Origin of the sequence: Halorussus litoreus (assembly GCF_003382685.1) — an archaeon.
In the GTDB taxonomy this organism is placed as follows: domain Archaea; phylum Halobacteriota; class Halobacteria; order Halobacteriales; family Haladaptataceae; genus Halorussus; species Halorussus litoreus.
Window position 1 is genome coordinate 21,217 of sequence record NZ_QLVG01000031.1, and the last position, 21,681, is coordinate 42,897.

The 21,681-nt window shown below is 67.6% G+C and carries 26 protein-coding genes and 1 pseudogene; 6 read left to right on the top strand and 21 right to left on the bottom strand.

What is annotated here, in order from left to right:
* Positions 1–37: 37 nt before the first annotated feature.
* The 8 genes and pseudogenes from DPQ64_RS11130 to hemB form a co-directional block, all read right to left on the bottom strand.
* Positions 38–496: a hypothetical protein gene (locus tag DPQ64_RS11130; RefSeq protein WP_115864420.1), complete on the bottom strand. Its 459-nt coding sequence runs from the start codon at positions 494–496 to the stop codon at positions 38–40.
* Positions 497–593: 97 nt separating this feature from the next.
* A complete protein-coding gene (locus DPQ64_RS11135) occupies positions 594–1,154 on the bottom strand; it encodes a hypothetical protein (RefSeq protein ID WP_115864421.1) in 561 nt (186 codons plus the stop codon).
* Complete coding sequence (locus tag DPQ64_RS11140) at positions 1,155–1,577, bottom strand: hypothetical protein (RefSeq protein WP_198662100.1); 423 nt, start codon at positions 1,575–1,577, stop codon at positions 1,155–1,157.
* 141 nt (positions 1,578–1,718) lie between these two features.
* Positions 1,719–3,059, bottom strand: coding sequence for a glutamate-1-semialdehyde 2,1-aminomutase (gene hemL, locus DPQ64_RS11145; protein WP_115864422.1), 1,341 nt, complete (start codon positions 3,057–3,059; stop codon positions 1,719–1,721).
* A gap of 249 nt (positions 3,060–3,308) precedes the next feature.
* On the bottom strand, positions 3,309–3,728 hold the full coding sequence (locus tag DPQ64_RS11150; RefSeq protein WP_115864423.1) for a DUF5518 domain-containing protein: 420 nt from the start codon (positions 3,726–3,728) through the stop codon (positions 3,309–3,311).
* A 63-nt stretch (positions 3,729–3,791) separates the two neighbouring features.
* Entirely contained in the window at positions 3,792–3,935 is a 144-nt protein-coding gene (locus DPQ64_RS19255) for a P-II family nitrogen regulator (protein WP_368276075.1), read from the bottom strand.
* A pseudogene (locus DPQ64_RS11155) lies at positions 3,912–4,288 on the bottom strand (hypothetical protein); the annotation flags it as partial. The gene DPQ64_RS19255 and the pseudogene DPQ64_RS11155, both read right to left, overlap by 24 nt.
* A gap of 52 nt (positions 4,289–4,340) precedes the next feature.
* Positions 4,341–5,333: a porphobilinogen synthase gene (gene hemB / locus DPQ64_RS11160; RefSeq protein ID WP_115864424.1), complete on the bottom strand. Its 993-nt coding sequence runs from the start codon at positions 5,331–5,333 to the stop codon at positions 4,341–4,343.
* Positions 5,334–5,535: 202 nt separating this feature from the next.
* On the opposite strand from hemB, the gene DPQ64_RS11165 reads away from it, so the two are divergent.
* On the top strand, positions 5,536–6,267 hold the full coding sequence (locus tag DPQ64_RS11165; RefSeq protein ID WP_115864425.1) for a DedA family protein: 732 nt from the start codon (positions 5,536–5,538) through the stop codon (positions 6,265–6,267).
* A gap of 229 nt (positions 6,268–6,496) precedes the next feature.
* Here DPQ64_RS11165 and DPQ64_RS18785 read toward each other — a convergent pair whose 3' ends face one another.
* From DPQ64_RS18785 to DPQ64_RS11185, 5 genes are all read right to left on the bottom strand, one after another.
* On the bottom strand, positions 6,497–6,655 hold the full coding sequence (locus DPQ64_RS18785) for a hypothetical protein (protein ID WP_157971671.1): 159 nt from the start codon (positions 6,653–6,655) through the stop codon (positions 6,497–6,499).
* Positions 6,656–6,689: 34 nt separating this feature from the next.
* Positions 6,690–8,816: a (Fe-S)-binding protein gene (locus DPQ64_RS11170; protein ID WP_115864426.1), complete on the bottom strand. Its 2,127-nt coding sequence runs from the start codon at positions 8,814–8,816 to the stop codon at positions 6,690–6,692.
* A gap of 113 nt (positions 8,817–8,929) precedes the next feature.
* Positions 8,930–9,637 carry an energy-coupling factor transporter transmembrane component T family protein gene (locus DPQ64_RS11175; RefSeq protein WP_115864427.1) on the bottom strand — a complete coding sequence of 236 codons (708 nt, stop codon included), beginning with the start codon at positions 9,635–9,637 and terminating at the stop codon, positions 8,930–8,932.
* 22 nt (positions 9,638–9,659) lie between these two features.
* Complete coding sequence (locus DPQ64_RS11180) at positions 9,660–10,364, bottom strand: energy-coupling factor ABC transporter ATP-binding protein (protein WP_115864428.1); 705 nt, start codon at positions 10,362–10,364, stop codon at positions 9,660–9,662.
* A 37-nt stretch (positions 10,365–10,401) separates the two neighbouring features.
* Positions 10,402–10,983 (bottom strand): biotin transporter BioY, encoded by a 582-nt coding sequence (locus DPQ64_RS11185; protein ID WP_115864429.1) that lies wholly within the window; start codon positions 10,981–10,983, stop codon positions 10,402–10,404.
* Between the two features lie 120 nt (positions 10,984–11,103).
* Here DPQ64_RS11185 and DPQ64_RS11190 point away from each other — a divergent pair, with 120 nt between their 5' ends.
* A complete protein-coding gene (locus tag DPQ64_RS11190; RefSeq protein WP_115864430.1) occupies positions 11,104–11,706 on the top strand; it encodes a conditioned medium-induced protein 4 in 603 nt (200 codons plus the stop codon).
* Between the two features lie 239 nt (positions 11,707–11,945).
* Positions 11,946–12,614, top strand: coding sequence for a CRISPR-associated protein Cas4 (locus DPQ64_RS11195; RefSeq protein WP_115864431.1), 669 nt, complete (start codon positions 11,946–11,948; stop codon positions 12,612–12,614).
* 85 nt (positions 12,615–12,699) lie between these two features.
* Here the strand turns inward: DPQ64_RS11195 and DPQ64_RS11200 are convergent, their stop codons facing one another.
* The 4 genes from DPQ64_RS11200 to DPQ64_RS11215 form a co-directional block, all read right to left on the bottom strand.
* On the bottom strand, positions 12,700–13,014 hold the full coding sequence (locus DPQ64_RS11200) for a HalOD1 output domain-containing protein (RefSeq protein ID WP_115864432.1): 315 nt from the start codon (positions 13,012–13,014) through the stop codon (positions 12,700–12,702).
* 188 nt (positions 13,015–13,202) lie between these two features.
* Positions 13,203–13,802, bottom strand: coding sequence for an L-threonylcarbamoyladenylate synthase (locus DPQ64_RS11205; protein ID WP_115864433.1), 600 nt, complete (start codon positions 13,800–13,802; stop codon positions 13,203–13,205).
* Entirely contained in the window at positions 13,799–14,320 is a 522-nt protein-coding gene (locus DPQ64_RS11210; protein WP_115864434.1) for a redoxin domain-containing protein, read from the bottom strand. The genes DPQ64_RS11205 and DPQ64_RS11210 overlap by 4 nt, the downstream gene beginning before the upstream one ends.
* Positions 14,320–14,637 (bottom strand): glutathione S-transferase N-terminal domain-containing protein, encoded by a 318-nt coding sequence (locus DPQ64_RS11215; RefSeq protein ID WP_115864435.1) that lies wholly within the window; start codon positions 14,635–14,637, stop codon positions 14,320–14,322. The genes DPQ64_RS11210 and DPQ64_RS11215 overlap by 1 nt, the downstream gene beginning before the upstream one ends.
* 131 nt (positions 14,638–14,768) lie before the next feature.
* Here DPQ64_RS11215 and DPQ64_RS11220 point away from each other — a divergent pair, with 131 nt between their 5' ends.
* Positions 14,769–16,172, top strand: coding sequence for a hemolysin family protein (locus DPQ64_RS11220; RefSeq protein ID WP_115864436.1), 1,404 nt, complete (start codon positions 14,769–14,771; stop codon positions 16,170–16,172).
* 253 nt (positions 16,173–16,425) lie between these two features.
* On the opposite strand, the gene DPQ64_RS11225 is transcribed toward DPQ64_RS11220, so the two are convergent.
* Together DPQ64_RS11225 and DPQ64_RS11230 are read right to left on the bottom strand one after the other, a co-directional pair.
* Complete coding sequence (locus DPQ64_RS11225) at positions 16,426–17,613, bottom strand: inorganic phosphate transporter (protein ID WP_115864437.1); 1,188 nt, start codon at positions 17,611–17,613, stop codon at positions 16,426–16,428.
* Between the two features lie 94 nt (positions 17,614–17,707).
* Positions 17,708–18,394 (bottom strand): DUF5828 family protein, encoded by a 687-nt coding sequence (locus tag DPQ64_RS11230; protein WP_115864438.1) that lies wholly within the window; start codon positions 18,392–18,394, stop codon positions 17,708–17,710.
* Positions 18,395–18,598: 204 nt separating this feature from the next.
* Here DPQ64_RS11230 and DPQ64_RS11235 point away from each other — a divergent pair, with 204 nt between their 5' ends.
* Both DPQ64_RS11235 and upp read left to right on the top strand, forming a co-directional pair.
* Positions 18,599–19,141 carry a hypothetical protein gene (locus tag DPQ64_RS11235; protein ID WP_115864439.1) on the top strand — a complete coding sequence of 181 codons (543 nt, stop codon included), beginning with the start codon at positions 18,599–18,601 and terminating at the stop codon, positions 19,139–19,141.
* A 30-nt stretch (positions 19,142–19,171) separates the two neighbouring features.
* The gene (gene upp, locus DPQ64_RS11240) at positions 19,172–19,849 is read left to right on the top strand and encodes a uracil phosphoribosyltransferase (protein WP_115864440.1); all 678 of its coding nucleotides are present in this window, start codon (positions 19,172–19,174) and stop codon (positions 19,847–19,849) included.
* 71 nt (positions 19,850–19,920) lie between these two features.
* Here the strand turns inward: upp and DPQ64_RS11245 are convergent, their stop codons facing one another.
* Positions 19,921–20,784 (bottom strand): universal stress protein, encoded by an 864-nt coding sequence (locus DPQ64_RS11245; RefSeq protein WP_115864441.1) that lies wholly within the window; start codon positions 20,782–20,784, stop codon positions 19,921–19,923.
* 184 nt (positions 20,785–20,968) lie between these two features.
* Positions 20,969–21,655: a DUF7504 family protein gene (locus DPQ64_RS11250; RefSeq protein WP_115864442.1), complete on the bottom strand. Its 687-nt coding sequence runs from the start codon at positions 21,653–21,655 to the stop codon at positions 20,969–20,971.
* Positions 21,656–21,681: the final 26 nt, after the last annotated feature.

Consider the following 21,681-nt stretch of genomic DNA (forward strand, 5'->3'; position numbering starts at 1 on the left):
AGTGGCTTCTCGGGTCGCTCCCGAAGCCGTCTCCCGACTACGGCGTCCCCACGGTCTCGTGTCGCCGACCCAGGTAGTACACCGCGAACGGCACGTCGACCACGAACCCGGCGATCACCGGCACCGCGGGGCTGAATCCGAGGACGATTGCCGCGACGCCGACCACGAGGAGCATCACGAGTCCGAGTCCGGCGACGAGCGCGTACTGCTGGGGGTTCGGTGCCCACTTCCCGCTGACCCGGTTCACGTAGTCCGAATCCCGGTACACCGCTATCGGGAAATACGCGGTGAGGAAGACGAACGGCGCGCCGAGCGCGACCAGCGAGAGTTCGACGGTGGCCCCGCCGAAGCCGAACGCCTCCCACGTGGCGGCCAGTGCCAGCCACGCGAGACTGGCGAGCCACAGTAGAAAGGCGGCGGGGATGGCGGCCACCCAGTACCAGTGGTGCGAGCGGCGGCGTCTCGTCCGCCCGCCGCTCGCTCGTTCGCTGCTCATGGTCCGCTGTTAGGAGCGAAGAACTAAACCGGTGTCGTCACGCACTGTGGAATCCGACCGCGATTCCGTCGGATGGGTTTCAATCGGGAATCTCCTCTCACGGTGCAAAGAACTCCCTGCGAAGCAGTTCGACGTACTGCTCGTCCCACCCTTTCGTCTCCACGTAGTAGGTCAGAGCGGCGTCGATGTAGTTCCTGTCCAGCACGTCGTGCTCGGCGAGTTCGCACAGGACGTGTGGCGTGGTGAACTGGACGTTCCGGTCGTCGAGAGCGATTCCGACGAAGAGGTAGTTCGTGTTGTTGAACTCGTCGGTGACGAACAGGTCTGCGTCGAGGTCGTTCGTCAGTCGAATCGCGCGGGATTCGCCCTCGTCAAGCCCGTCTTCGAGCGGTTCGTCGAGACCGCTCTCGACCTCGTGGACGGTGAGATGATGCGACGCTTTCACGACGGCCTCGGCCGCCGCCGAGAGCAGATCGTCGCTTCCCAACGCGTCACTCACCTCGCCGAGCACGTACTCCGGTGTATGTACGTCGTACGTCGAGAGGAACGCCCGGAACGGGTCCCCGCCGGAGGGAGCTTTCGGGCGTCCATCGACCACAGGGGTCGCGAGATTTAACAGTACGTTGGCGTCGACGACGGCCGTTGCCTGTCGTGCCATCTATGAGCCGGAACGTTCTTCGTCGGGCTCCCGGTCGTCGGCCCGCCCGGTGCTGGACTTCTGGCCGTCGGGCGTCCACTCGGAGACGGGTTCGGCGTAGAACTCTTCCTGGGTCGGGAGTTCGCTCCCGTCCCGCGGTTCGGGGACGTCGCGATCTAACGACTCCCGGAGCATCCGCACACGCATCGCTTCCTCGGTCCCGAGCACCGTCTTCAGCGAGGAGAACTCTACGCGGCGGTCATAGTAGGCCTCCCTCAGCTCCTTCTGGAACTGCTCGTCGTCGACAAACTCCTCTATCTCGTCCTGCAATGCCTCGACGAGTAACCGCGTCCGCGACACGTCGAGCAGGTCGGTCACGATATCGGCCTGCCGCACCAGGGGTTCGGGCGCGTTGAAGTTGACCCGCCGCTTTTCTTCTGGCATCGTAACTATGTGTACTATCTACACATAGATAAGTCCGGCGCTCACTGGCGTGCGCGTCGGCCGTCACAACTGTCGCGTGAGACTCACGCATTAGTCGGTGCGTCAAACCAAACGGGAGGGTTCCCTACCTGCTCCCGTTCGTCACAGCGCCTCCTCGTACGCCTCCAGCGTCTCTTCGACGTCCTCCTCGGTGTGGGCGTAGCTCAGGAACTGCGACTCGTACTGGTTCGCGGTGAGGAACACGCCCCGGTCGCGCATCGCGGGCCAGAACAGCCGCTCCCAGCGCTCGGTCTCGGCGGCATCCACGTCGGACTTGTTCTTCGGGCAGTAGTCGAACCGCGGGCAGTCGGGGTTCTGCCGGCAACCGGCCTCGCACTGGCCGTCGAGGTCTCGCGGCCCCTCGCGCGTGAACACGACCTTGAACATGCTGTCGTAGCCCGTGACCGTGTACTCCGGTGCGCGGTCTTCGAGAACGTCGGTGAGCCCCGAGCGCAACTGATCGCCGAGGTCGGCGAGGTAATCGTACACGTCGTTCTCGGCGGCGTAGCGCAGCATCTCCAGCCCGGCGGTCAGCGACAGCGGGTGGCCCGAGTAGGTGCCGGCCTCGAACACGTCGCCCGTGGGCGTGAGCGACTCCATGATCGTCGCGGGGCCGCCGACCGCACCGACCGGGAAGCCGCCGCCGACGACCTTCGCGAAGGTGGTGAGGTCGGGCGTGACGCCGAACTTGCCCTGGGCGCACTGGAGGCCGCCGACGCGGAAGCCGGTCATCACCTCGTCGAATATCAGGAGTGCGCCGTGGTCGTCGGTGATCTCCCGGAGCGCGTCGAGGTAGCCCTCCACCGGCCCGACCGACGCGCAGTTGCCGAGGATGGGCTCGGTCATGACGGCCGCGATCTCGTCGCCGCGCTCCTCGAACACCTCGCGAACGGCCTGCTCGTCGTTGAACGGGACGGTGATGGTCTCGCGGGCGAACGCCTCCGGAATTCCGTCCGAACTGGGCGAGCCCACGCCGCCGGACTTGCCCTCCACGAGCGTCGACTCCTGCGCGCCGTGGTAGCCGCCCTGCATCACGACGATCTTGTCCCGGCCGGTGTAGCCGCGGGCCAATCTGACTGCGGCCGTTGTCGCCTCGGTGCCGCTGTTGACGAACCGCACCATCTCGACGCTGGCGACGTGGCGCGCGATGAACTCCGCGAGTTCGACCTCGACCTCGGTCGGCGCGCCGTACATCGGGCCGTCGGCCAGCCGGGACTGGACGCGCGACTCGACCTCTTGGGGGAGGTCGTGACCGAGCAGCAGCGGGCCATACCCCATCGCGTAGTCGAGGTACTTGTTGCCGTCGGCGTCGACGACGTGCGCGCCGTCGCCGCGCTCGACGAAGAACGGGTAGGGTCGGACCGCCCGGACCGGCGAGTTGACGCCGCCGGGCAGCACCGACAGCGCGCGGTCGTAGAGCTCTCGGGAGTTCGCGTCGTGCATGTCAGAGGGTTTCGGTTCCTGCGTGAAGTCGATTTCTGTCTGGTGGGCGCGGGGGGGCGGAGGCGGGGGGGCCGCGGGGTACCCACCCCCCCCCCCGGTTACAAGGCCAGGGGCCGCGGGCGGCGGCCCCGCCCCCCCCCCCCCCGCCCCCCCCCCCCCCCCCCCCCCCCCCCCCCGCCGGTTTCCAGTCCGAGGGGCCTCGCTACTGCCGAGTTCACGACCGCTGGCCAGTGCACGACTGCTGGCGGTTCACAGTTCCTTCTGGAGGTACGCCCCGGCCGCGCCACCGAGCGCGCTCGCACCGACGGTGTAGGCGGTCACGACGAGGAAGATCAGCAGCGCGAAGAGGCTCGAAAGCGCCATGAGGGGGTCCGCGCCGAGGAGTACGATGCCGACGAACAGCCAGACGACGATGAACGCCGGAATCGACGCGGCCACGCCGGCGAGCGCGCCCACCTTCGCGCCCTCCGCGAGGTCGCTACGCCGAAGGTAGCCCGCCACGCCGCCGCCGACGATGGCGGCGAACGGGAGCAGCGGGGCGGTCACCACCGTGACTCCGGCGCCGACGAAGGCGAGCAGGAGGATGCTGTGCTCTGGCTCGGCGGACCGACCGTCCCGGCTCAGGGACACCGTCTCCCGGTCGTCCGAAACCGTTCGTTCGTCTTCCATATCGGTCGTTGTCGACGGGAAAGCATATACTTTGGCAGACGACCGGAAAACGAGTTCGCGGACCTACACCGCTTCGGGACCGCGCTCGCCGGTCCGGACCTGCACGGCGTCCTCGACCGGGAGGACGAATATCTTGCCGTCGCCGGGTTCGCCGGTGTCGGCGGCCTCCCGGATCGCCTCGACCACCGGGATGAGGCCGGTCCCCACCGCGCCCGCCGCACCGTGGACCGCGAAGACGCCGCAGACGTCGTCGATTTTCAGCGAGTCGACGACCCAGCGGAACGTCGGCAGCACCAGCGCGCCGCCGATGGCACCGAGGCGAGTCCGTCCCACCACGTGACGTGGGGCTCTGCGCTGGTCACCGCGACCAGTCTCGCGAACAGGACGTATGCGCGGAAGTTCATCCGCTCGGCGACCGCGCCGGAGACGATGGCCGCGGCCGTCATCGCGAACACCGCGCCGAACACCCAGTTAATCCAGCCGTTCGATCCCGGTTCGCCGACGTACGAGAACGCCGCCAGCAGGTCGAACGACGCGCCGGAGGTCAGCATGCCGACGACGCCCGGCTCCTTCTCGACTCGCCACAGGGAGGTACGCGAGAAGAACGGACTCCTACAGCGATTCGGCCACGTCCTCGGCGAAGTACGTCAGGATCAGGTCCGCACCCGCTCGCTTGATGGACAGCAGCGACTCCAGCGCAACTTCCTCCAGATCCAGCCAGCCCTTCTCGCTGGCCGCGTGGAGCATCGCGTACTCCCCGGAGACGTTGTACGCCGCGACCGGGTGGTCGAACTCCTCGCGAATCTCGCGCACGATATCGAGGTACGGGAGCGCGGGCTTGACCATCAGCACGTCCGCGCCCTGCTCGACGTCCCGGCGGACCTCCCGGACGGCCTCGCGCGCGTTCGCGGGATCCATCTGGTAGTGTCGCCGGTCGCCGAACGCGGGCGCGCCGTCCGCGGCGTCGCGGAAGGGGCCGTAGAACGCCGACTCGTACTTGGCGGCGTAGCTCATCACGGGCACGTCCGAGAAGCCCGCCGCGTCGAGCGACTCGCGGACCGCGCCGACCATCCCGTCGGTCATGCTCGAGGGAGCCACCATGTCCGCGCCCGCCGCGGCGTGGGAGGTCGCGATCTTTCCGAGCAGGTCGAGCGTCTCGTCGTTTCGGACCGTCAGTCTCGCGTCCGCGTCCTCGCTCGGCCCCGCTCCCTCCTCCAGCACGCCACAGTGCCCGTGGTCGGTGTACTCGCAGAGGCAGACGTCCGTGAGCACGTAGGCGTCGGTCTCGGCCGCGACTCGGCGGGTCGCCTCCTGGACGACGCCGTCCTCGGCCCACGCGCGGGTGCCCCGGGCGTTCTTCGACTCGGGGATGCCGAACAGCATGACGGCCTCGACGCCGGTGTCGAGGACCTCCTCGACGCGAGCGACGGCGTCGTCGACCGGGACGCGCTCGTGGCCGGGCATCGACTCGATGGGAATCCGCTCGTCGGCCGTCGCGTCCACGAACACGGGCGCGATCAGGTCCGAGGCGTTCACGTCCGTCTCGCTGACGAGCCCGCGGATTCCGTCGCGTCGGAGTCGCCGGGGCCGGTGAGAGAGGTTCATGTCGGCTCTTGCGGTTCGGGAGTCAAAACCGCGTCGTTCACGCTCACGGACGCGACCGTCGTTCGGCCGACCGTCGCTCGCGCGAGCCGTCGCGGTCGGCAGTGTCAGAAGGGTCGCGGTCGGCAGCGAGCGGGCGATTGCGCTGACGGGCGAGAGCAGGTCAAAATGCATTTACCCCGGCCTGTCGATACGCCACTCACGAATGCCGCCCTCGCTCGCCTTCGTTACGGACGCGTCGCTCGTCTCCGGGGTCGACCCGCTGGTCGCCGCCGTCGCCTCGCTGGTCGGTGCCGTCGTGCTGTCGAACGCGGCGGGCATCGGCACGGTCCGGGAGTTCCTCGCCGACAACGGCGTCCTGCTGCTCGCCGTGGGACTGGTCCTCGCCGCGGTGGTCGGCGTCGGCCTCTTCTTCGTCGGCAATCAGGAACTGGCGCGGGCGTGGCTCGACCAGTACGGGCTGCTCGCGCTGTTCCTCATCCTGATTCTGGAGGGCGCGATGTTGCTGTACTTCGCGCCGAGCGAGAGCCTCGTCCCCATCGGCGTCTCGCTGCTCGCCGACGGCCCGCGGGACTACCCCGCCATCGCGGCGGTCATCGGCGTCGCGGTGGTCGGTGCGACCATCGGGCAGTACGCGCTGTTCGCGCTCGCCAAGCGCGGCGGCCGGGAGTACCTGCTCGAGAAGCGCTGGTTCCGCATCGACGGAGACCAGCTCGACCGCTTCGACGGCTGGTTCCAGCGATGGGGCCGCGTCGTCGTCCCGGTGAGCAACGCCTTGCTGTTCACCCGCGGGATGCTCACGGTGCCCGCGGGCTTCGCGGAGATGGACGACGCGGAGTTCGTCGTCCTGTCGGCGGTCGGCACGCTGATATTCCAGGCGTGGCTCGCGGCCGCGGCGCTGTACGTCATCGACCTCGGACTGCTGGACTTCCTCTGAGATTGGGTTTTCGGATCACCGACCTTTCCGGGCCGCCTGCTCTCCCCGATTTCGAGGCGTCCGAACCGCCGGAGGGCTCTCGGGAGCCGCTTACAGGCGTTAGACCTAAACGCGTTCGCCCCCGTAGCACTAGGTGCGTCCGCGTGCCGAATTCATCGCGTGCCATGCAATGAACTTCGCGCGGACGCACTTCCGCCGCGCCGGGAGCGGCGGTCGTTTTTCGAAGAAATCAGTTTCGATAGTCGACGCTCTGTATCAGATTTTCCCCGGCTTCCCGAAAGTCCTCGTCAATCCGTTCCTTCACGTTCTCGACGCCAGTTTCGATGTCCACGTCGTCGTACTTGCCGACGAATCGGCGAACGGCTGCATCGGCGTCAGTCGTCATCATTTGAGCTGAGGATTAACTTAACCGTACCGAGGAATCAGTCCGCCGCGACCTCCACACTTTCCTTCCGCCCGATGGCCTTGACCAGCAGCTCCGACACGTCCACGATCTCGATGTCGTCCTCGTAGTCGCCGGTCTTCCGGCCGTCCTCGTACATCGTCATGCACATCGGGCAGGCGACGACGAACTTCTCGACCCGGCTTCCCGCGTCGGTGTCTTCGAGGGCTTCGCGCAGGCGTTCCTCGCTCGGCTTGGGGTCCTCGTCGAAGTCCATCCAGAGGCCGCCGCCGCCACCGCCACAACAGAACGAGTCCTCGCGGTTGCGTGGCATCTCCGAGAGTTCGCAGCCGGTGCCCGCGACGATCTCGCGCGGGGCCTCGAACTCGCCGTTGTACCGCCCGAGGTGACAGGGGTCGTGGTAGGTGACGGTGTAGTCGAGTTCCGTGCCCGAGAGGCCGAGCGCGCCGTCGCGGAACAACTCCTCGACGACCTGCGTGTAGTGGAACACGTCGTCTGCGGTCCACTCGCACTCGTCGAACTCGGGGTACTCGTTCTGGAACGTGTTGTAGCTGTGCGGGTCGGTGCAGACGATCTTCTCGTACTCGCAGTCCTGGATCGCCGTCGCGTTGTCCTCGACCAGCATCTCGTAGAGGCCCTCCTCGCCGACCCGGCGCACGTCGTTGCCCGCGGTCTGCTCGTCCTCGTAGAGGATGCCGTAGTCGACGCCCGATTCCTCCAGAATGGTCGCGAGCGACCGCGCGACCTTCCGATTGCGCTCGTCGAAGCTCGGGTAGTCGCCGACGTACCAGAGGTACTCGACGGGTTCGTCGCGGGCGTCGGGCACCTCGAAGTCGAGGTCTTCCACCCAGTCTGGGCGCTTGCGCTCGGGTTCGCCGAACGTGTTGCCGTTCTGGAACACGTTCATCATCGTGTCCTGGACGTTGGGGTCCATCTGGCCCGACTCGGTGAGCCGGCGGTTCATCTGCGTGAACTGCTCGACGTGCTCGATCTCGACCGGGCAGGCGTCCATGCACGCCATGCAGGACATGCAGGACTCCATCGTCTCGCTGTTGATGACGGAGGCCCCGCCGTCGGCGATGATGGGTTTCTCGTCGGTGCGTCCCGCGTCGAGGTCCTCACGGTACTGCTTCAGATCGAGGATGACGTCGCGGGGGTCGAGCGGTCGCCCGGACGCCTTCGCGGGGCAGACCGACGAACACCGGCCGCACTTGGTGCAGGCGTCGTGGTCGAGCAGTTCCTTCCACGAGAAGTCCTCGATGGAGCCGTGGCCGATCTCCTCCGGGCTGGCGTCGTCCGGGACGCCGGGCAGGCGCTTGCCCGCCTTCTCGTCGCGGGTGACGACGTTGGCGAACGACGAGATCATGTGGAACGGCTTGGCGTACGGAACTGCGGCGACGAACGCCAGCGCGAGCAGCGAGTGGGACCACCAGACTGCGGGGTAGGCGGCCTCGGCCATGCCGGGCGTGACGCCCCCGACCTGGAGCACGTCGTAGACGAACCAGCCGACGAAGCTCACCGTCTCGAACGAGACGTCGCGGTACTGGCTCGTGCCGAGGATGCGGACGCCCTCGGTGAGGTAGCCGCCGACGCCCAGCAGGAACAGCGCCCAGACGAACAGGTCGTCCTCGGTCGAGGTGTGCTTGCCCCAGAGCCGCCCCTCGCGCACCCAGTAGCGCCGGTAGATGGCCATGCCGACTCCGACCACGAACAGCAGGCCCATCGCGTCCATCACCAGCGAGTACGAGAGGTAGAAGTCGTCGACGAAGAACGACTCCTGACTGAGGAGCTTCGTCCAGATGTCCATGTCGATGGCGAGGATGGTCGTCCCGATGAGCAGCGTCAGGAAGCCCCACAGGATGAAGGCGTGCATCACGCCCGCGTAGAGGTCCCGGTCGAACTGCTTCTCGTTCGAGAAGACGATCTTCGCGCCGCCGAGCACCCGGCCCGGAAGGCCGTCGAGGCGGTCGAACCACGACTCGGTCCCCTGTGCGTAGGTCGTAAAGCGGTCGTACACGCCGTACAGGAAGATGGCTATCGCCACGGCCGAGAGGTAGTAGAAGATGGCTTCGCCGAGGTGGCCGATGCGCCAGAGCGTCGGCCGGGTCACCTCGCCGCCCGCCTGTGCCAGCACGAGTGAGTCCATGTCTTACAAGCGGGACAGGATTCGCATAAGTTTTACCGACTCTGGCGACTCCACTGCCAGAAAACGGAACACGAGTTTATAGTTCACTCTCCCGTGGTTCGCGGTTCGCGAGCTCACGCGAGCGCCCACGCCACCAGCGCGAAGCTCGCCGCCCACGCCGGGAAGTCCGCCCGCGAGAACGACAGCGGCGGCAGCGTCGGGTTCCACGAGAAACACCGGGCGCGAAGCGCGAGCGCGAACCGGTCGGCCCGCGAGAGCGCCCGCGCGACCCCCGCGATTCCGACGTGGCGGATTCGAGCGACCAGCGAGCGCTGGTCGCCCAGCCGGGCAGCCGAGGCGTCCCGGATCCGGCGCAGGTCCGACTGGAGCACCGGTAGGAACCGGAAGACGAACCCCACGCCGCTTCCGAGAAGCTGTCCGGTCTTCCCGGGAACGAGACGCTGGATGGCCGCCCGCGAGTCACGGACGGGGGTCGTCCGGAGGTACGCTGCACTGACCAGGAGGACCAGAACGACCCGATAGCTCGCGAGCAGGCTGGCGAACCCTCGCTCGGCGTCGATCCACGGCGGGCCGAGCGTCGCGGCCGCGACCAGCGGGCCCGCGAGCAGGAACGGGAACGCGAACCGGTACTCGACCAGCGCCGTGCGCGCAGACAGGTCCGACGCCCGAAGCACCGCGAGCGACAGGGCGGTCAGCGCGAGCAGTCCCCGCGGCGTGGTGTGAGCGAACGCCGCGGCCGCGAATGCGACCTGAAAAGCCAGCTTCGTCCGGGGGTCGAGCCCGTGAGCGAGCGAGTCGCCCGGTCGGTAGCCGAGGGTCACGATCCGCTCCGGATTTCTCGAATCACGGCGCTCGGACCCCCAGTTTCGGCAGTCGCTCGCGAGCGTCCCCGGGCGTCGCGTCCACGGCGACGCGACCGTCCGCCAGCGCGACGATCCGGTCTGCGAGGTCGAACGCGTCCCGGAGGTCGTGGGTCACGAGGACGACGCCGGTGCCAGACTCGTGGAGGTCCCGCAGGTGGTCCACGACCGACTCGCGCGCCGGCGCGTCCAGTCCGGTGAACGGTTCGTCGAGCACGAGGTGGTCGGGGTCCATCGCCAGCGCGCCCGCGATGGCGACGCGCTCGCGCTCGCCGCCCGAGAGTTCGTCGACGCGCTCGTCGCGCCGCCCCGCCATGTTCACCGCGGCCAGCGCGTCGCGGACCCGGCGGTCGATATCCTCGTGGGAGAGGCCGAGATTCTCCGGACCGAAGGCGACGTCCGTGCCGACCGTCGCGGCGACGAACCCGTCGCGGGGGTCCTGAAACACCATGCCGACGCGGGTCCGCGCGCCAACAAGGTCCTCGGCGACCGGCGTCCCGTCGACCAGCACGTCGCCCCGGTCGGGTTCGAGCAGGCCGTTGAAGTGCCGGACCAGCGTGGACTTGCCCGAGCCGTTCGGTCCCGCCAGCACGACGAACTCGCCGTCGGGAATCGACAGCGAGACGCCGTCTACCGCCGCGGGGCCGTCGTCGCCGTAGCGGTGGACCAGATCTCTCGTCTCTATCATCGGAGCTCCGTCGCTCGGCGGCCATCTGGTTGCGCCATCACTCGGCGGCCAGCTGGTCGCTCCGGACCACGCCGACCGCAGCCGCGATCTTGAACGCCTCGGCAGGGACGAACGCGACCGCGGCAGTGAGGAACGCCTCCAGGAGGGTCATCTCGAGTACGATGGCAAACCCGACCACGCCGAAGGCGTAGATGACGACCGTGCCCGCGACCATCGCGCCGACGAGGCGGACGAGCCCCCGTGGAACGGGATTACGGAGCTGCAGGCCGCCGTGGACGATGGCTCCGACGAGGAACGCCGCGATGGGGTACGACCAGAGGTAGCCCCCGGTCGCCCCGACCAACTCGCCGAGTCCGGCCGATCCGCCGGAGAACACCGGCGCGCCGACCGCGCCGGCGAGCAGGTACAGCACCATCGAGAAACCTCCCCAGAGCGGGCCGAGCAGGATGCCGGCGAGGAACACCCCGAGTACCTGCATGCTGACAGGTGCTGGCGAGAACGGATTCGGGAACGACACGTACGCGAACGCGCCCGTGAGGCCGGCCAGCAGCGCGGCCCGGGCGACGTTCTCGACCGTCTCTTCCCCGACTAACTCGACTGACGCGGCGTCGGTACTCATGGTCGCCACTGCCCCGTCAACCGAAAAGAACGCTTCGGTTGACGACGCGTCCGACGCTCGCCCGTCTCTTCGCCGACAGGTTTTTGTACCGGGGTCGCGTCCGCCCCACACCATAGGAGAATGGACGAGAAGACAGAGGAACTGCGCGACATCTTCATGGACGTCACCGACGAGTCCACCGTCACCGAGAGCCAGGAGGAGACCCACGGCTCGCTCCAGTCCGAGGCGGAGGTCGAGGAGCGCCTCGCGGACGTGATCGCGGAGATGCGCGACCGCTACGACTTCGGGACGACGCTCTCGGACGAACAGCTCGTCACGGTGGTTCGGGGCTACTACGCCGGCGACTCGGACGCCGAGATCGCCCGCGAACTCGGCGACGACTCGCTCGGCAAGACCGTCTCGCGCGCCCGCATCGACCTCCACCTCGTGCGCGACAGCGACACCGACGCCCCGTTCGACATCGACGCCCTCCGCGACCTGCTCGACGAGGACGCCTCGACGTCGGCGTGTGCGGCCGAACTCGACGTGAGCGAGTCGACGGTCCGGCGCTACCGCCGCGTGGTCGAGACCCAGCAGGAACGGCGCACGGTCAACGACCGCTACCGCGACGAGTTCGAGAACGTACTGCAGGACCGGGAACTCGCCGAGCGGATGACCGAGGATATGCACGAGGACGGCCTCGACGACGCGACCGAGGGGATGGAGACGAACGTTTCCTTCTGAGACGACCTTTTTTCTCGTCGGGTGCGCGCCGGTGAGCGGCGCTCTGCGCCGCTCACCGGCGCGCACCACTTCTCGAAAAAAGCTCGGCCAAAAAAGCCGCTCGCATTCGCTCGCGGTACAACTGCTGGTGCGGGAGCCGTCGGCTCCCTGCCGGTGATTTGCGGAGGTAGCGCAAGCAGTGCAATGATTCGGCAGACTCGCCCTCGATTTTAAATACGAGGGCGGGACGAAACCCGGCCATGTCCACGGTTCCGTTCAGCGAGGTCTCGACCGCGGCGTACTGCCCCCGAAAGCTCTACTACCGCCGGCAGGACGACGAACTGGAGGTTCCGGCGGAGGTCGCGGAGCGGCGGGACCTCGCGTTCCGGTACGAGGAACTGCTGGCGGCGTCGGACGAGCGGCTCGCCGAGCTACCGCTGGCGGTCGGTCCCGCCGAGTTCCGCGCGAACCTCGACCGGGCGCGGCGGCGGTACGCCGACGAGTGGCCCGCGCTGGCGGACCCCGACGCCCGCGAGCGACTCGTGGAGGGGAAGGACTGTCGGGGCATCGTCCACAAGGTACTGGGGCTCGACCCGCCGACGCCGTCGATGGTGTTCACTGGCGACCCGCCGGAAGAGGGCGTCTGGGAGCCCCAGTCGGTCAGGGCCGTCGCGGCGGCCAAGGCGCTGGCGTGGGAGTACGAACGGCCGGTCGAGCGCGCGTTCGTGGAGTACCCCACCCACGGCGTCGTCCGGGAACTCGACCTGACCGTCCGCCGGAAGGCCGCCTACCGCACGGCGGTCGAAGCTGCGCGGGCGCTCGACGGTCCCCCGCCGCGGCTCAGCAACGACGCGAAGTGCGACGCCTGCGACTACCGGACCGAGTGCGGCGTGAAGACGCGGTCGCTGCGGTCGCTACTCGGCTTCTGATGCGACGTTCGAGAGCGACTGTCCGCTACTGGAACGAACGAAAGTCACGCGGTTTCGGAGGCGACTCGTAGTCGCCTTCTTCCGATCATCTGACGGCCGCGCTCGCCCCGCCTCGCTCGCGCACGAAGAAGTCCCCGTCGTCCGCGACGACGACCTCGTAGCCGCCGATAGTGAACGCGAGGCGGAGCCGTTCGGCGCGCTCCGCTGCGGTCTCGTAGAGGCTGTCGAGTGCCTCCGGATCGAAGCTGTCGTACAGCCGAGCGCCGAGTTCGTCCGCCTCGACGTTCTCGACCGCCGCGAGGGCCTCCACGATGGTCTCGCTCATCGGCCCGTCGCGGTCTCTGTCGTGACGCGCTCGGTACAGTATCTCCGATTCCGCGTCTGTGGTTGCGACCGCCATTTTTGTTCTACCCACGCGAACGTTAGCCATCGACTTCCTTTGTTATGGCCCACCTGTACCGCGGCAGGGTGCATTTCGACTGGAAGTATACCGAGCCTGAAATGGGGCGAAAATGTAGTCAAGAGAGTTCAAGCGGCTCCAAAAATTGTTGAATTCGTTTATTTTCGAGTGGAAACGACAGCCACTTCTCAGTCGCGGAGCCACGCCGTCACGGCGTCGGCGTTCGCCCCTCGCCGGTGGATCTCCCCCGTCGCGACGTTCGCGACCGTACTTCCGGTACCGCCGGTTTCGCCGCCGTCGATGATTGCTGCGGCGGCGTCACGAATCTCGTGGTCGAGATCTTCCGTCCTGGTCGCGCTCGGTCGACCGCTGACGTTCGCGCTCGTGCTGGTGACGGGCGCGACCGCACGCAGGAGCGCCAGTGCACCCTCGTGGTCGGGCACGCGCACCCCGACCCGGTCGCGCCCACCCGTCAGCGCGTCGGGCACTGCCGCGGTCTTCTCACAGAGGACCGTCACCGGGCCAGGGAGGAACTCGCGCATGACCCGCTCCTCGCGGTCGGTCGCCTCGACCAGTTCGAGCGCGGCGTCCACGTCCGGCACCGCCAGCGATATCGGATCGTCTCGGGGGCGTCGCTTCGCCTCGAAGACGCGCTCGACAGCCGCCTCGCTCAGGGCGTCCGCCCCGAGCCCGTACACCGTCTCGGTCGGATAGACCACGAGCTCGCCGTTCCGGATCGCGGCCGCGGCGTCTTCGATCTCGGCGTCCCCGACCTCGCCGTCGCTCATCGTTCGGCGATGGCGGCCTCGACCTCGTCGTAGTCCGGGAAGTCGGGCCACTCGGCAGCGACCCACGCGTACTCGACCGTACGGTCCTCGTCGAGGAGGAACACCGCCGGTCGGGGCTCGCTCACGCCGGCCATGCCGTCGAGGTCGTGGACGACACCGTATTCCTCGGCGACGCCGTTCTGGGGGTCCGAGAACAGCCGGTAGTCCATCCCGCGCTCCTCGATGAGCCGCTTGTGGGAGTACGGGTCCGAGATGGAGAGGCCGACGACGGTGAGGTCGCCGTCCTCCGTGGTCGTTCCCCAGTTTCGGTCGCGAATCTCGTTCCAGACGTACGTCGCGGGAAAGGCCCCGTCCATGGGGTGGAACACCAGCAGGACCGGCCCCTCGTCGGTCAACTCCGACAGCGAGACGTCCTCCCAGTACTCGTCGGTGACCAGCGGTCGGGTGAAATCCGGTGCAGTGTCGCCCTCCGCGACGTGGTCGGCGTCGGGCAGCGAAACGACCTCGAAGTCCACCATCAGTTCGCACCTCCGTCTCGCTCGGCTTCGGCTCGCTGTCCGCCGTCGGTGCGAGCGCCGTCGCCGTAGGTGTTGTCCAGATAGTCGACGATGTTGGCGCTCTCGCTCATCGTGACACCGGTGTTCTCGTCCACGATGGCCGGTACGGTTCGCTTGCCCGAGAGGCGCTTGACGACGTTCCGGTCGCTGTGCATCGGTTCGACGAACCGCGACCGGTAGTCGAGGTCGTACTCCCGGAGCTTGCGGGTGACGCGCTCGCAGAACGGACACGCCTGCAAGCGGTAGAACGTGATCGGCGGGTCGTCTGTCGCGCTCATGTTCGAGTATTGGCCTGAAAGCGCCGTAAGGGCTTCGCTCGCGGCAGGGCCGCGCGACCGAGTTACCTCCCACTGAGCTGAGGGAAAAGAATAAAGAGTTAATCCCGCCGACCTTCAAGTTGGACCGTCGAATGGTAGTCTCCCCGACCTCCCCAGTCACGCCCGCAGGACTGACGCCCGCAGCGGAAGTGTTCGGCGTCTACCTCTCGGACGCCCTCATCACTTGGACCGGTGCGGCCGTCATCGTCCTCCTCATCGGGCTCTCGGCGTTCTTCTCCTCGTCGGAGATCGCCATGTTCTCGCTGCCGTCCCACCGTATCGACGCGCTCGTCGGAGACAACGTCCCCGGGGCCGACACGGTTGACGAACTCAAGTCGGACCCGCATCGACTGCTCATCACCATCCTCGTCGGCAACAACATCGTCAACATCGCCATGTCCTCCATCGCCACTGGCGTGCTGGCGATGCATCTCACGCAGGGTCAGGCCGTCGCCGTGGCGACGTTCGGTATCACGGCGCTCGTGTTGCTGTTCGGCGAGAGCGCGCCCAAGTCCTATGCGGTCGAGAACACCGAGTCGTGGGCGCTCCGCATCGCCCGACCCCTCAAGTACTCCGAGTATGCGCTGCTCCCGCTGGTGGTCACGTTCGACTACCTCACGCGCGTGGTCAACAAGGTGACCGGCGGCCGGTCGGCCATCGAGACCTCGTACGTGACCCGCGACGAGATCCAGGACATGATTGAGACGGGCGAGCGCGAGGGGGTTCTGGAGGAGGACGAGCGCGAGATGCTCCAGCGCATCTTCCGATTCAACAACACCATCGCAAAGGAGGTGATGACCCCCCGCCTCGACATGACCGCGGTCCCCAAGACCGCCGACGTCGAGGAGGCCATCGAGACGCTCGTCCAGAGCGGTCACGAGCGCGTGCCCGTCTACGAGGGGAGCCTCGACAACGTCATCGGGGTCATCCACATCCGCGACCTCGTCCGCGAGCAGACGTACGGCGAGCACGACAACCTCGAACTCGACGACGTCATTCAGCCGACGCTCCACGTGCCCGAGAGCAAGAACGTCGACGAGCTCCTGACCGAGATGCGCGAGAACCGGATGCAGATGGTCATCGTCATCGACGAGTTCGGCACCACCGAGGGGCTCGTCACGATGGAGGACATGGTCGAGGAGATCGTAGGCGACATCCTCGAAGGTGAGGAGGAGGAACCCATCGAGTTCGTCGACGACGACGTAGCCATCGTGCAGGGCGAACTCAACATCGACGAGGTGAACGAGGCCCTCGACATCGACCTGCCCGAGGGCGAGGAGTTCGAGACCATCGCGGGCTTCATCTTCAATCGCGCGGGCCGCCTCGTCGAGGAGGGCGAGGCCATCACCTACGACGGCGTTCGTCTCGACGTCGAGCAGGTCGAGAACACCCGCATTATGAAAGCCCGCGTGACGAAACTTGACGAGGCCGAGCGTGCCGAGGTCGAGGAGGTCGAGGACTCGGAGCTAGAAGACGGCGTCGAGACGGAGGGGTAGGCGTCCCCGTCATCGGGCTTCTTCGCGACGTGTTTGCGAACGAGTGTCGCGAGTCACTCCGGTCCTCTGTCTCCTTTCTGGCATTCGAGCCCGTGCCCGGATTTAGATGACGCAACCATATTCGTCGTTTGCTGCTTCCGGACTAAAGACTGGCGTCGACTGCGGAAGACGCTTCCTCCCGCCGGAGCGAAGGGCCTCCACGTCGGACGCTACCGCTCGGTCGTCATCGTACAAAAAATTCAGTCCGGAGTCCTCACACTATCTCGATGGCCGTGAAGATGCCGTACGCGACCCCGATGGCCAGCACGAGCGAGCCCAGCCACGCGAGTACCGTGTAGCCCATCTTCCCCCTGCTCACGCCGCCGCCCTCCGCGGCGTAGCCGCTCCCGACGATGGCGCTCACGATGATCTCGTTGAACGACACGGGGATGCCGAACAGGACGGCGGCCTGCGCGATGGCGAACGACGGGATGAGCGCCGCGATGGAGCGGCGCGGCCCGAGCGCCGAGTAGTCCTGCGCGATGGCCTTGATCATCCGGGGCGCGCCGGTCCACGAGCCGACGAGCAGCCCGAGGCCGCCGCCGACGAGCACCGGCACGAGCGGGATGTCGAACGGGTCGAGCAGCGGGACCAGCGGCCCGATTGCGAGCCCGACCTGCGAGCCGCCGGCCGAGAACGCGACGAGGCTCCCGAGCGCGAGCAGGAAGTGTCGCTGCCCGGCTTCGAGGTCCCGTCGCACGTCCCACGCGAGGAGCGCGACGACGCCCCCGGCGACCGCGAGCGAGACGACCAGCGAGCCGAGTTCGAAGCCGCCGACCGGAGGGAGCCCCAGTGAGTTCCCGGCAGTCTCGGCGATAGACTGGCCGACGTCCGGCGGTCCGAGCACGACGAACTCCACGTTCGCGACGATGAGCCCGACCAGCCCGCCGAGTAGCGGGATGACCACCTGCTCGGCGGTGCGTTCCGAGCGGAGGAGCCGAGCGGTAGTGTACGCGATGGAACTGCCGACGAACGGCGTCAGAATCCACAGCGCAGCGATCTGCTGGTACTTCGCCCACGCGGGGTCGCCGCCCATCGCCAGCCCGACGCCGACGATGGCCCCCGTGACCGTGAACGCCGTGGCGATGGGGTAGCCGGTAAACACGCCGAATGCGACGAGAGCCGCCGCCACGAGCAGCCCGGTGGTCGCCGCGATGGCGGTAAGTTCGACTCCGCCGATGAGCTCGGTCCCGACCGCCTCCGAGACGTTCGCGCCCTGCAATACGGCCCCGGCGAAGCCCAGCAGGCCGACGAGGAACCCTGCGCGCATCACCGAGATGGCGTTCGCGCCGACCGCCGGAGCGAACGGCGTCGAGCCCGACGAGCCCGCGCCGATTGCCCACGCCATGAAGAGACTGGCGATGCCAGCGATAACCAGCGTCACGACGCCACTTCCGACCATGCTCCGAACCTTTGGCCGACGATAGAATAGTGTACCGGCTCGGGCTCCCGATTTCGTGGCTCTCGTGTCGATTCTTCCCGTGAATCTCGCCCGGTCAGGTGGTCTTCGAATGGGGCTTCTCGACTTCCTCTGGCGCTTCGACGCCCTCGGCGGCCTCCGCGGTGTCGGTGTGCTTCTCGGTGTCGACGTGCCACCGGCTGACCTCGTCCTCGTACTCGGCGAGTCGGCGGCTGACCTCCTGCTTGAGGTCGTCGTCGTTGACGTTGACCTCGAAGACGAACTCCTGCTCGCCGTCGCCGCGGCCGACCCGCTGGACGTTGGCGCTGATGAGGTCGTTGTCGAAGTAGTATGGCGCGACGCGGGTCATCACCTTCCGGTAGACGGTGTCCTCGACCTTCCGCAGCGCCTTTCGGCTGGCCGAATCGGCCGCGCGAGCCACGTAGCTCACCGAGTCCTGCCACTTGTCGACCGCCTCGTCGGTCTTCTCGTCTTCGAGCTTCTCGTAGGACTCGCTGATTTTCTCGCCGGCGGTCTTGAGGTCGTCGTCCGGCGCTTTCCCCTTCTTCTCGCCCTTGCCCTCGCCGACGGAGGCCTGCTCGGCGGTCTTCTCGGAGACGTCCTCGCCGAGCCGCTCGTGGTGCTTCGGTCGCCACTCCTCCCACTCCTCGTAGGCGTCGCCGCTGGCGTCGGCCTCGCGGAGGGCTTCGGTGATGCGCTCACCGTGTTCGACGATGTCGCCCCACGCGCCGCGGAGCTTGAATCCCGAAACGCTCTCTTCCATTGGTGTGGTGTGCCTCCTAGTCCGGGTGGGTTAAACGCTTGTCGGGCGAGGCGGAACTGGCAGTTACCGGAAGGTGGTAGGTCGGCACTACCGGAAGGTGGTGGGTCGGAATACCGGCAGGGGGTCGGTCGAAACCGCCGAAAGGCGGTCGGTGGCTAGCTCTCCCACCGAACGTTGATAACGGCCGGCTGAAACGGCACACCGATGGCGAAGTCGGAGGTCACCACCGCGGACTGCCCCTACTACGACGCGCCGGTCGACCATCTCCAGCGAGGCTGTCGCCGCTGTGGACGACGCATCGCCTGGGAGTGGACCGTACCCTGTTCGACCTGCGGTCGTGATGCGGACTACACCGAAACGCGTTGCCGGCACTGCGACGCCCGACTCTCGCTCTGGGAGGGCATCGTCTCGCGCGTCCGTCGGGAGCGCCATCACGTCGACCTCCGGATCGCGAAGGACGCGGTGGTCCGTCCGCCCGGCGCGGGCTTCGTCGCCCACACCGGCGACCCGCGAGGCCAGCGCGCCGACTACCGGCGGCCGCTCCCCGACGGCGCGGGCGTCCACGTCAAGGCGTTCGCGGACCGCTACGAGGTCCACTGGGACAGGGTCGACCCGACCGAGGACTTCCTGGGTCACGTCCTCTTCGACGCGCCCCACTGGCTGCTGTTCGGCGGCGTCCTCGGGGTCAGACTCGCGCGCTGGCCTGTCGGACTGGCGCTGACGCTGGCCGGTCATATCAAAAGATAAGCCCCTACGCCCCCGTCTTCCGGACGAGCAATGACCATCGAAGACCGCGGGGACGCCAAACTCATCACCCACTCGCTGGCACAGGACACCCTCTCGAGGCTCCGGGACGTGGAGACCGAGCAGGTCAGTTTCCGGAAGGGACTCGTGAAGCTCGGCCGCATCTGCGGCTACGAGATCATCGACGGCGCGATGGAGACGGAGTTCGTCGAGATCGAGACGCCGCTGACCCAGACCACCGGCGAGCGCGTGAAGGGTCTCGACGACGTGGTCATCATCAACGTGCTCCGGGCCGCCACGCCGTTCGTGGAGGGGCTATTGAAGGCGTTCCCGCGGGCCAAGCAGGGCGTCATCAGCGCGGGCCGCGACGAGGAGGCGGGTCGCGACGACAACGGCACCTTCCCCATCACCATCGACTACGTGAAGCTCCCCGAGATCACCGAGGACGACACCGTCATCGTCGCCGATCCGATGCTCGCCACCGGGTCGACCATGTGCGCGGTGCTCGAGGAGGTGCTGACCGAGCAGCCCGACCCCGAGGACCTGTTCGTCCTCTCGGCGGTCAGCGCGCCCGAGGGCCTGCTCCGGGTCGACGAGCAGGTCGAGACGGCCGACCTGCTGACGGTAGCCATCGACGACCACCTCGACGACGACGGGTTCATCGTGCCCGGGCTGGGCGACGCCGGCGACCGGGCGTTCCGGACGACGTAGTTACTCGCGAGGCAGCGACGCACCGATTTTGTCTCGGTGGCGATTTTCTCGATTTCTACAACCGACCCGGATTACAGCCTGAACACCCGCGACAGCATCGACCCGCCACCCGCTCGCGCCATGATGACCGTCCCCTCAGCCCGCCGGCCGACCGCCCGCGGAACCGACCCGACGACCCGCCGTCGGATGGGACCGGTCCGGGTCGCGCCGAGCACCGTCACGTCGCGCTCGCGCGAGGCCGCGACGATCTCGTCCGCGGGGTCGCCGACCCGAACCTCGGACTCGACCGCGACGCCGGACAGCGAGTCGGCGGTCGTCGCGAGCAGGTCCCGCGCGGCAGACTCGTCGTCGGGCGGGTCGACCACCCGGAGGAGGTCCACGCGGGCGTCGTTGCTCGCCGCGATGGCGCGGGTCACTCGCGCCGCGAGTTCTGCGTGCGGGCTGTCCGCGACCGGGAGGAGCACGGCATCGACGCCGTTCGCGACTGCGCCGATCTTCTCGACCAGCACGTCGCAGTCGCCCCGGCGCACGATGCGGTCGACCTCGTTGCCGAGCACCGGCGACCCCCCGTCGCGCTCGCGCCAGCCGACGACGAGGCAATCGGAGTCGCGCTCGCGGACAGCGTGCAGGACGCCGCGAGCGACCGACGGCGCGACGAACAGCTTGCCGGAAACGGGCACGCCCGTTCCGGAGGCGACGGACATCGAGCGGTCGAGCACTGCCCGTCGCTCGCCGGCGAACTCCCGGGCGATGACCTCGTCGGTGAACATCGTGAACGGCGACTCGCTCGGGGTGACGCGGACGCCGACCACGAACACCTCGCCGTCCCGGTCGCGAGCCACGTCCACCGCAGTCCGGACCAGTTGCTCGGCGTGGTCGGGGTTGCCCACTGCGACAGCGACTCTGTACTGGTCAATGGCGTCGTCCGCCCCCATCGTCGGGAATCACGCCGTGGGCGTGCAAAAGCGTTCGCGTCGTCCTGCTCGGCAGCGTTCAGCTATGCAGTCAGAACGAGTGTCGAGGACATCTCGCAGTTGTACTGGCTCGTCCGAACACGACCTTGCCGACAATCCCCAGTCCTACTTCCAACCCTAGTTCCGCCGGCAACCCTACCTTCACCTACAGTCCGACCCACGAAGTCGAGACGTCGCGGTCGGGGAAGTGCCACCGTTGTTCGGGCAGGCCGTTCGTCTCGCGGAGTTCGATGCGAACGTCGAACAGCGGTGCGAGTCGGCGGACCGCCTCGGCGTCGTCGGCGACCGGGAGGTGGAAGTGTGCCATCCCCCGCGCACCGCGGACGTGATCACCCAGCGCGCTCACGAACTGCTCGACAGTCTCCGAATCGTGTTGGGGGACGAGATACGAGAGGGTGAACACCGAGACGCGGAGCTGCGCCGGCTCGAATCCGTTCTCGGCGCGCTTCAGCCTCGTGATGGCGTCGCAGATGCCCGTCCGGAATTCGTCGAGGTCCTGCCGGCCACAGTCGCCCGTGCCGTGCGAGGACTCGGTGCTGGCGGCGGCAGTCGCGGACCGGGTCCCGCAGTCGTAGTCGAGGAGATGGACGTTCCCGTCGTCCACCGAGGCGTCGTCGGGCAGGAGGTTGTCCACGTCCGCAGACGGGTAGTCGGTGAGTGCGAGGAGGCGCGTCCGGGAGCGGTCGGTCCGCCCCATCAGCTTGCGTGTGACGTGCTCGGACACCCGTTCGCGCACTTTCCCGGTCACCAGTACGGTACAGCCGTCCCGCTTCAGCGACGCCAACCGCTTCCGGAACGTCGGCGGGTCGACTGTGTCCCGGTCGCTGCCCATGCTGATAGCGCATACCATCGTGAGGG

Bases quoted from the DNA above. Each gene is read 5' to 3' on its own strand.
- DPQ64_RS11130 (WP_115864420.1), bottom strand. From the start codon at position 496: ATGAGCAGCGAACGAGCGAGCGGCGGGCGGACGAGACGCCGCCGCTCG.
- DPQ64_RS11135 (WP_115864421.1), bottom strand. From the start codon at position 1,154: ATGGCACGACAGGCAACGGCCGTCGTCGACGCCAACGTACTGTTAAAT.
- DPQ64_RS11140 (WP_198662100.1), bottom strand. From the start codon at position 1,577: ATGCCAGAAGAAAAGCGGCGGGTCAACTTCAACGCGCCCGAACCCCTG.
- hemL (WP_115864422.1), bottom strand. From the start codon at position 3,059: ATGCACGACGCGAACTCCCGAGAGCTCTACGACCGCGCGCTGTCGGTG.
- DPQ64_RS11150 (WP_115864423.1), bottom strand. From the start codon at position 3,728: ATGGAAGACGAACGAACGGTTTCGGACGACCGGGAGACGGTGTCCCTG.
- hemB (WP_115864424.1), bottom strand. From the start codon at position 5,333: ATGAACCTCTCTCACCGGCCCCGGCGACTCCGACGCGACGGAATCCGC.
- DPQ64_RS11165 (WP_115864425.1), top strand. From the start codon at position 5,536: ATGCCGCCCTCGCTCGCCTTCGTTACGGACGCGTCGCTCGTCTCCGGG.
- DPQ64_RS18785 (WP_157971671.1), bottom strand. From the start codon at position 6,655: ATGATGACGACTGACGCCGATGCAGCCGTTCGCCGATTCGTCGGCAAG.
- DPQ64_RS11170 (WP_115864426.1), bottom strand. From the start codon at position 8,816: ATGGACTCACTCGTGCTGGCACAGGCGGGCGGCGAGGTGACCCGGCCG.
- DPQ64_RS11180 (WP_115864428.1), bottom strand. From the start codon at position 10,364: ATGATAGAGACGAGAGATCTGGTCCACCGCTACGGCGACGACGGCCCC.
- DPQ64_RS11185 (WP_115864429.1), bottom strand. From the start codon at position 10,983: ATGAGTACCGACGCCGCGTCAGTCGAGTTAGTCGGGGAAGAGACGGTC.
- DPQ64_RS11190 (WP_115864430.1), top strand. From the start codon at position 11,104: ATGGACGAGAAGACAGAGGAACTGCGCGACATCTTCATGGACGTCACC.
- DPQ64_RS11195 (WP_115864431.1), top strand. From the start codon at position 11,946: ATGTCCACGGTTCCGTTCAGCGAGGTCTCGACCGCGGCGTACTGCCCC.
- DPQ64_RS11200 (WP_115864432.1), bottom strand. From the start codon at position 13,014: ATGGCGGTCGCAACCACAGACGCGGAATCGGAGATACTGTACCGAGCG.
- DPQ64_RS11205 (WP_115864433.1), bottom strand. From the start codon at position 13,802: ATGAGCGACGGCGAGGTCGGGGACGCCGAGATCGAAGACGCCGCGGCC.
- DPQ64_RS11210 (WP_115864434.1), bottom strand. From the start codon at position 14,320: ATGGTGGACTTCGAGGTCGTTTCGCTGCCCGACGCCGACCACGTCGCG.
- DPQ64_RS11215 (WP_115864435.1), bottom strand. From the start codon at position 14,637: ATGAGCGCGACAGACGACCCGCCGATCACGTTCTACCGCTTGCAGGCG.
- DPQ64_RS11220 (WP_115864436.1), top strand. From the start codon at position 14,769: ATGGTAGTCTCCCCGACCTCCCCAGTCACGCCCGCAGGACTGACGCCC.
- DPQ64_RS11225 (WP_115864437.1), bottom strand. From the start codon at position 17,613: ATGGTCGGAAGTGGCGTCGTGACGCTGGTTATCGCTGGCATCGCCAGT.
- DPQ64_RS11230 (WP_115864438.1), bottom strand. From the start codon at position 18,394: ATGGAAGAGAGCGTTTCGGGATTCAAGCTCCGCGGCGCGTGGGGCGAC.
- DPQ64_RS11235 (WP_115864439.1), top strand. From the start codon at position 18,599: ATGGCGAAGTCGGAGGTCACCACCGCGGACTGCCCCTACTACGACGCG.
- upp (WP_115864440.1), top strand. From the start codon at position 19,172: ATGACCATCGAAGACCGCGGGGACGCCAAACTCATCACCCACTCGCTG.
- DPQ64_RS11245 (WP_115864441.1), bottom strand. From the start codon at position 20,784: ATGGGGGCGGACGACGCCATTGACCAGTACAGAGTCGCTGTCGCAGTG.
- DPQ64_RS11250 (WP_115864442.1), bottom strand. From the start codon at position 21,655: ATGGGCAGCGACCGGGACACAGTCGACCCGCCGACGTTCCGGAAGCGG.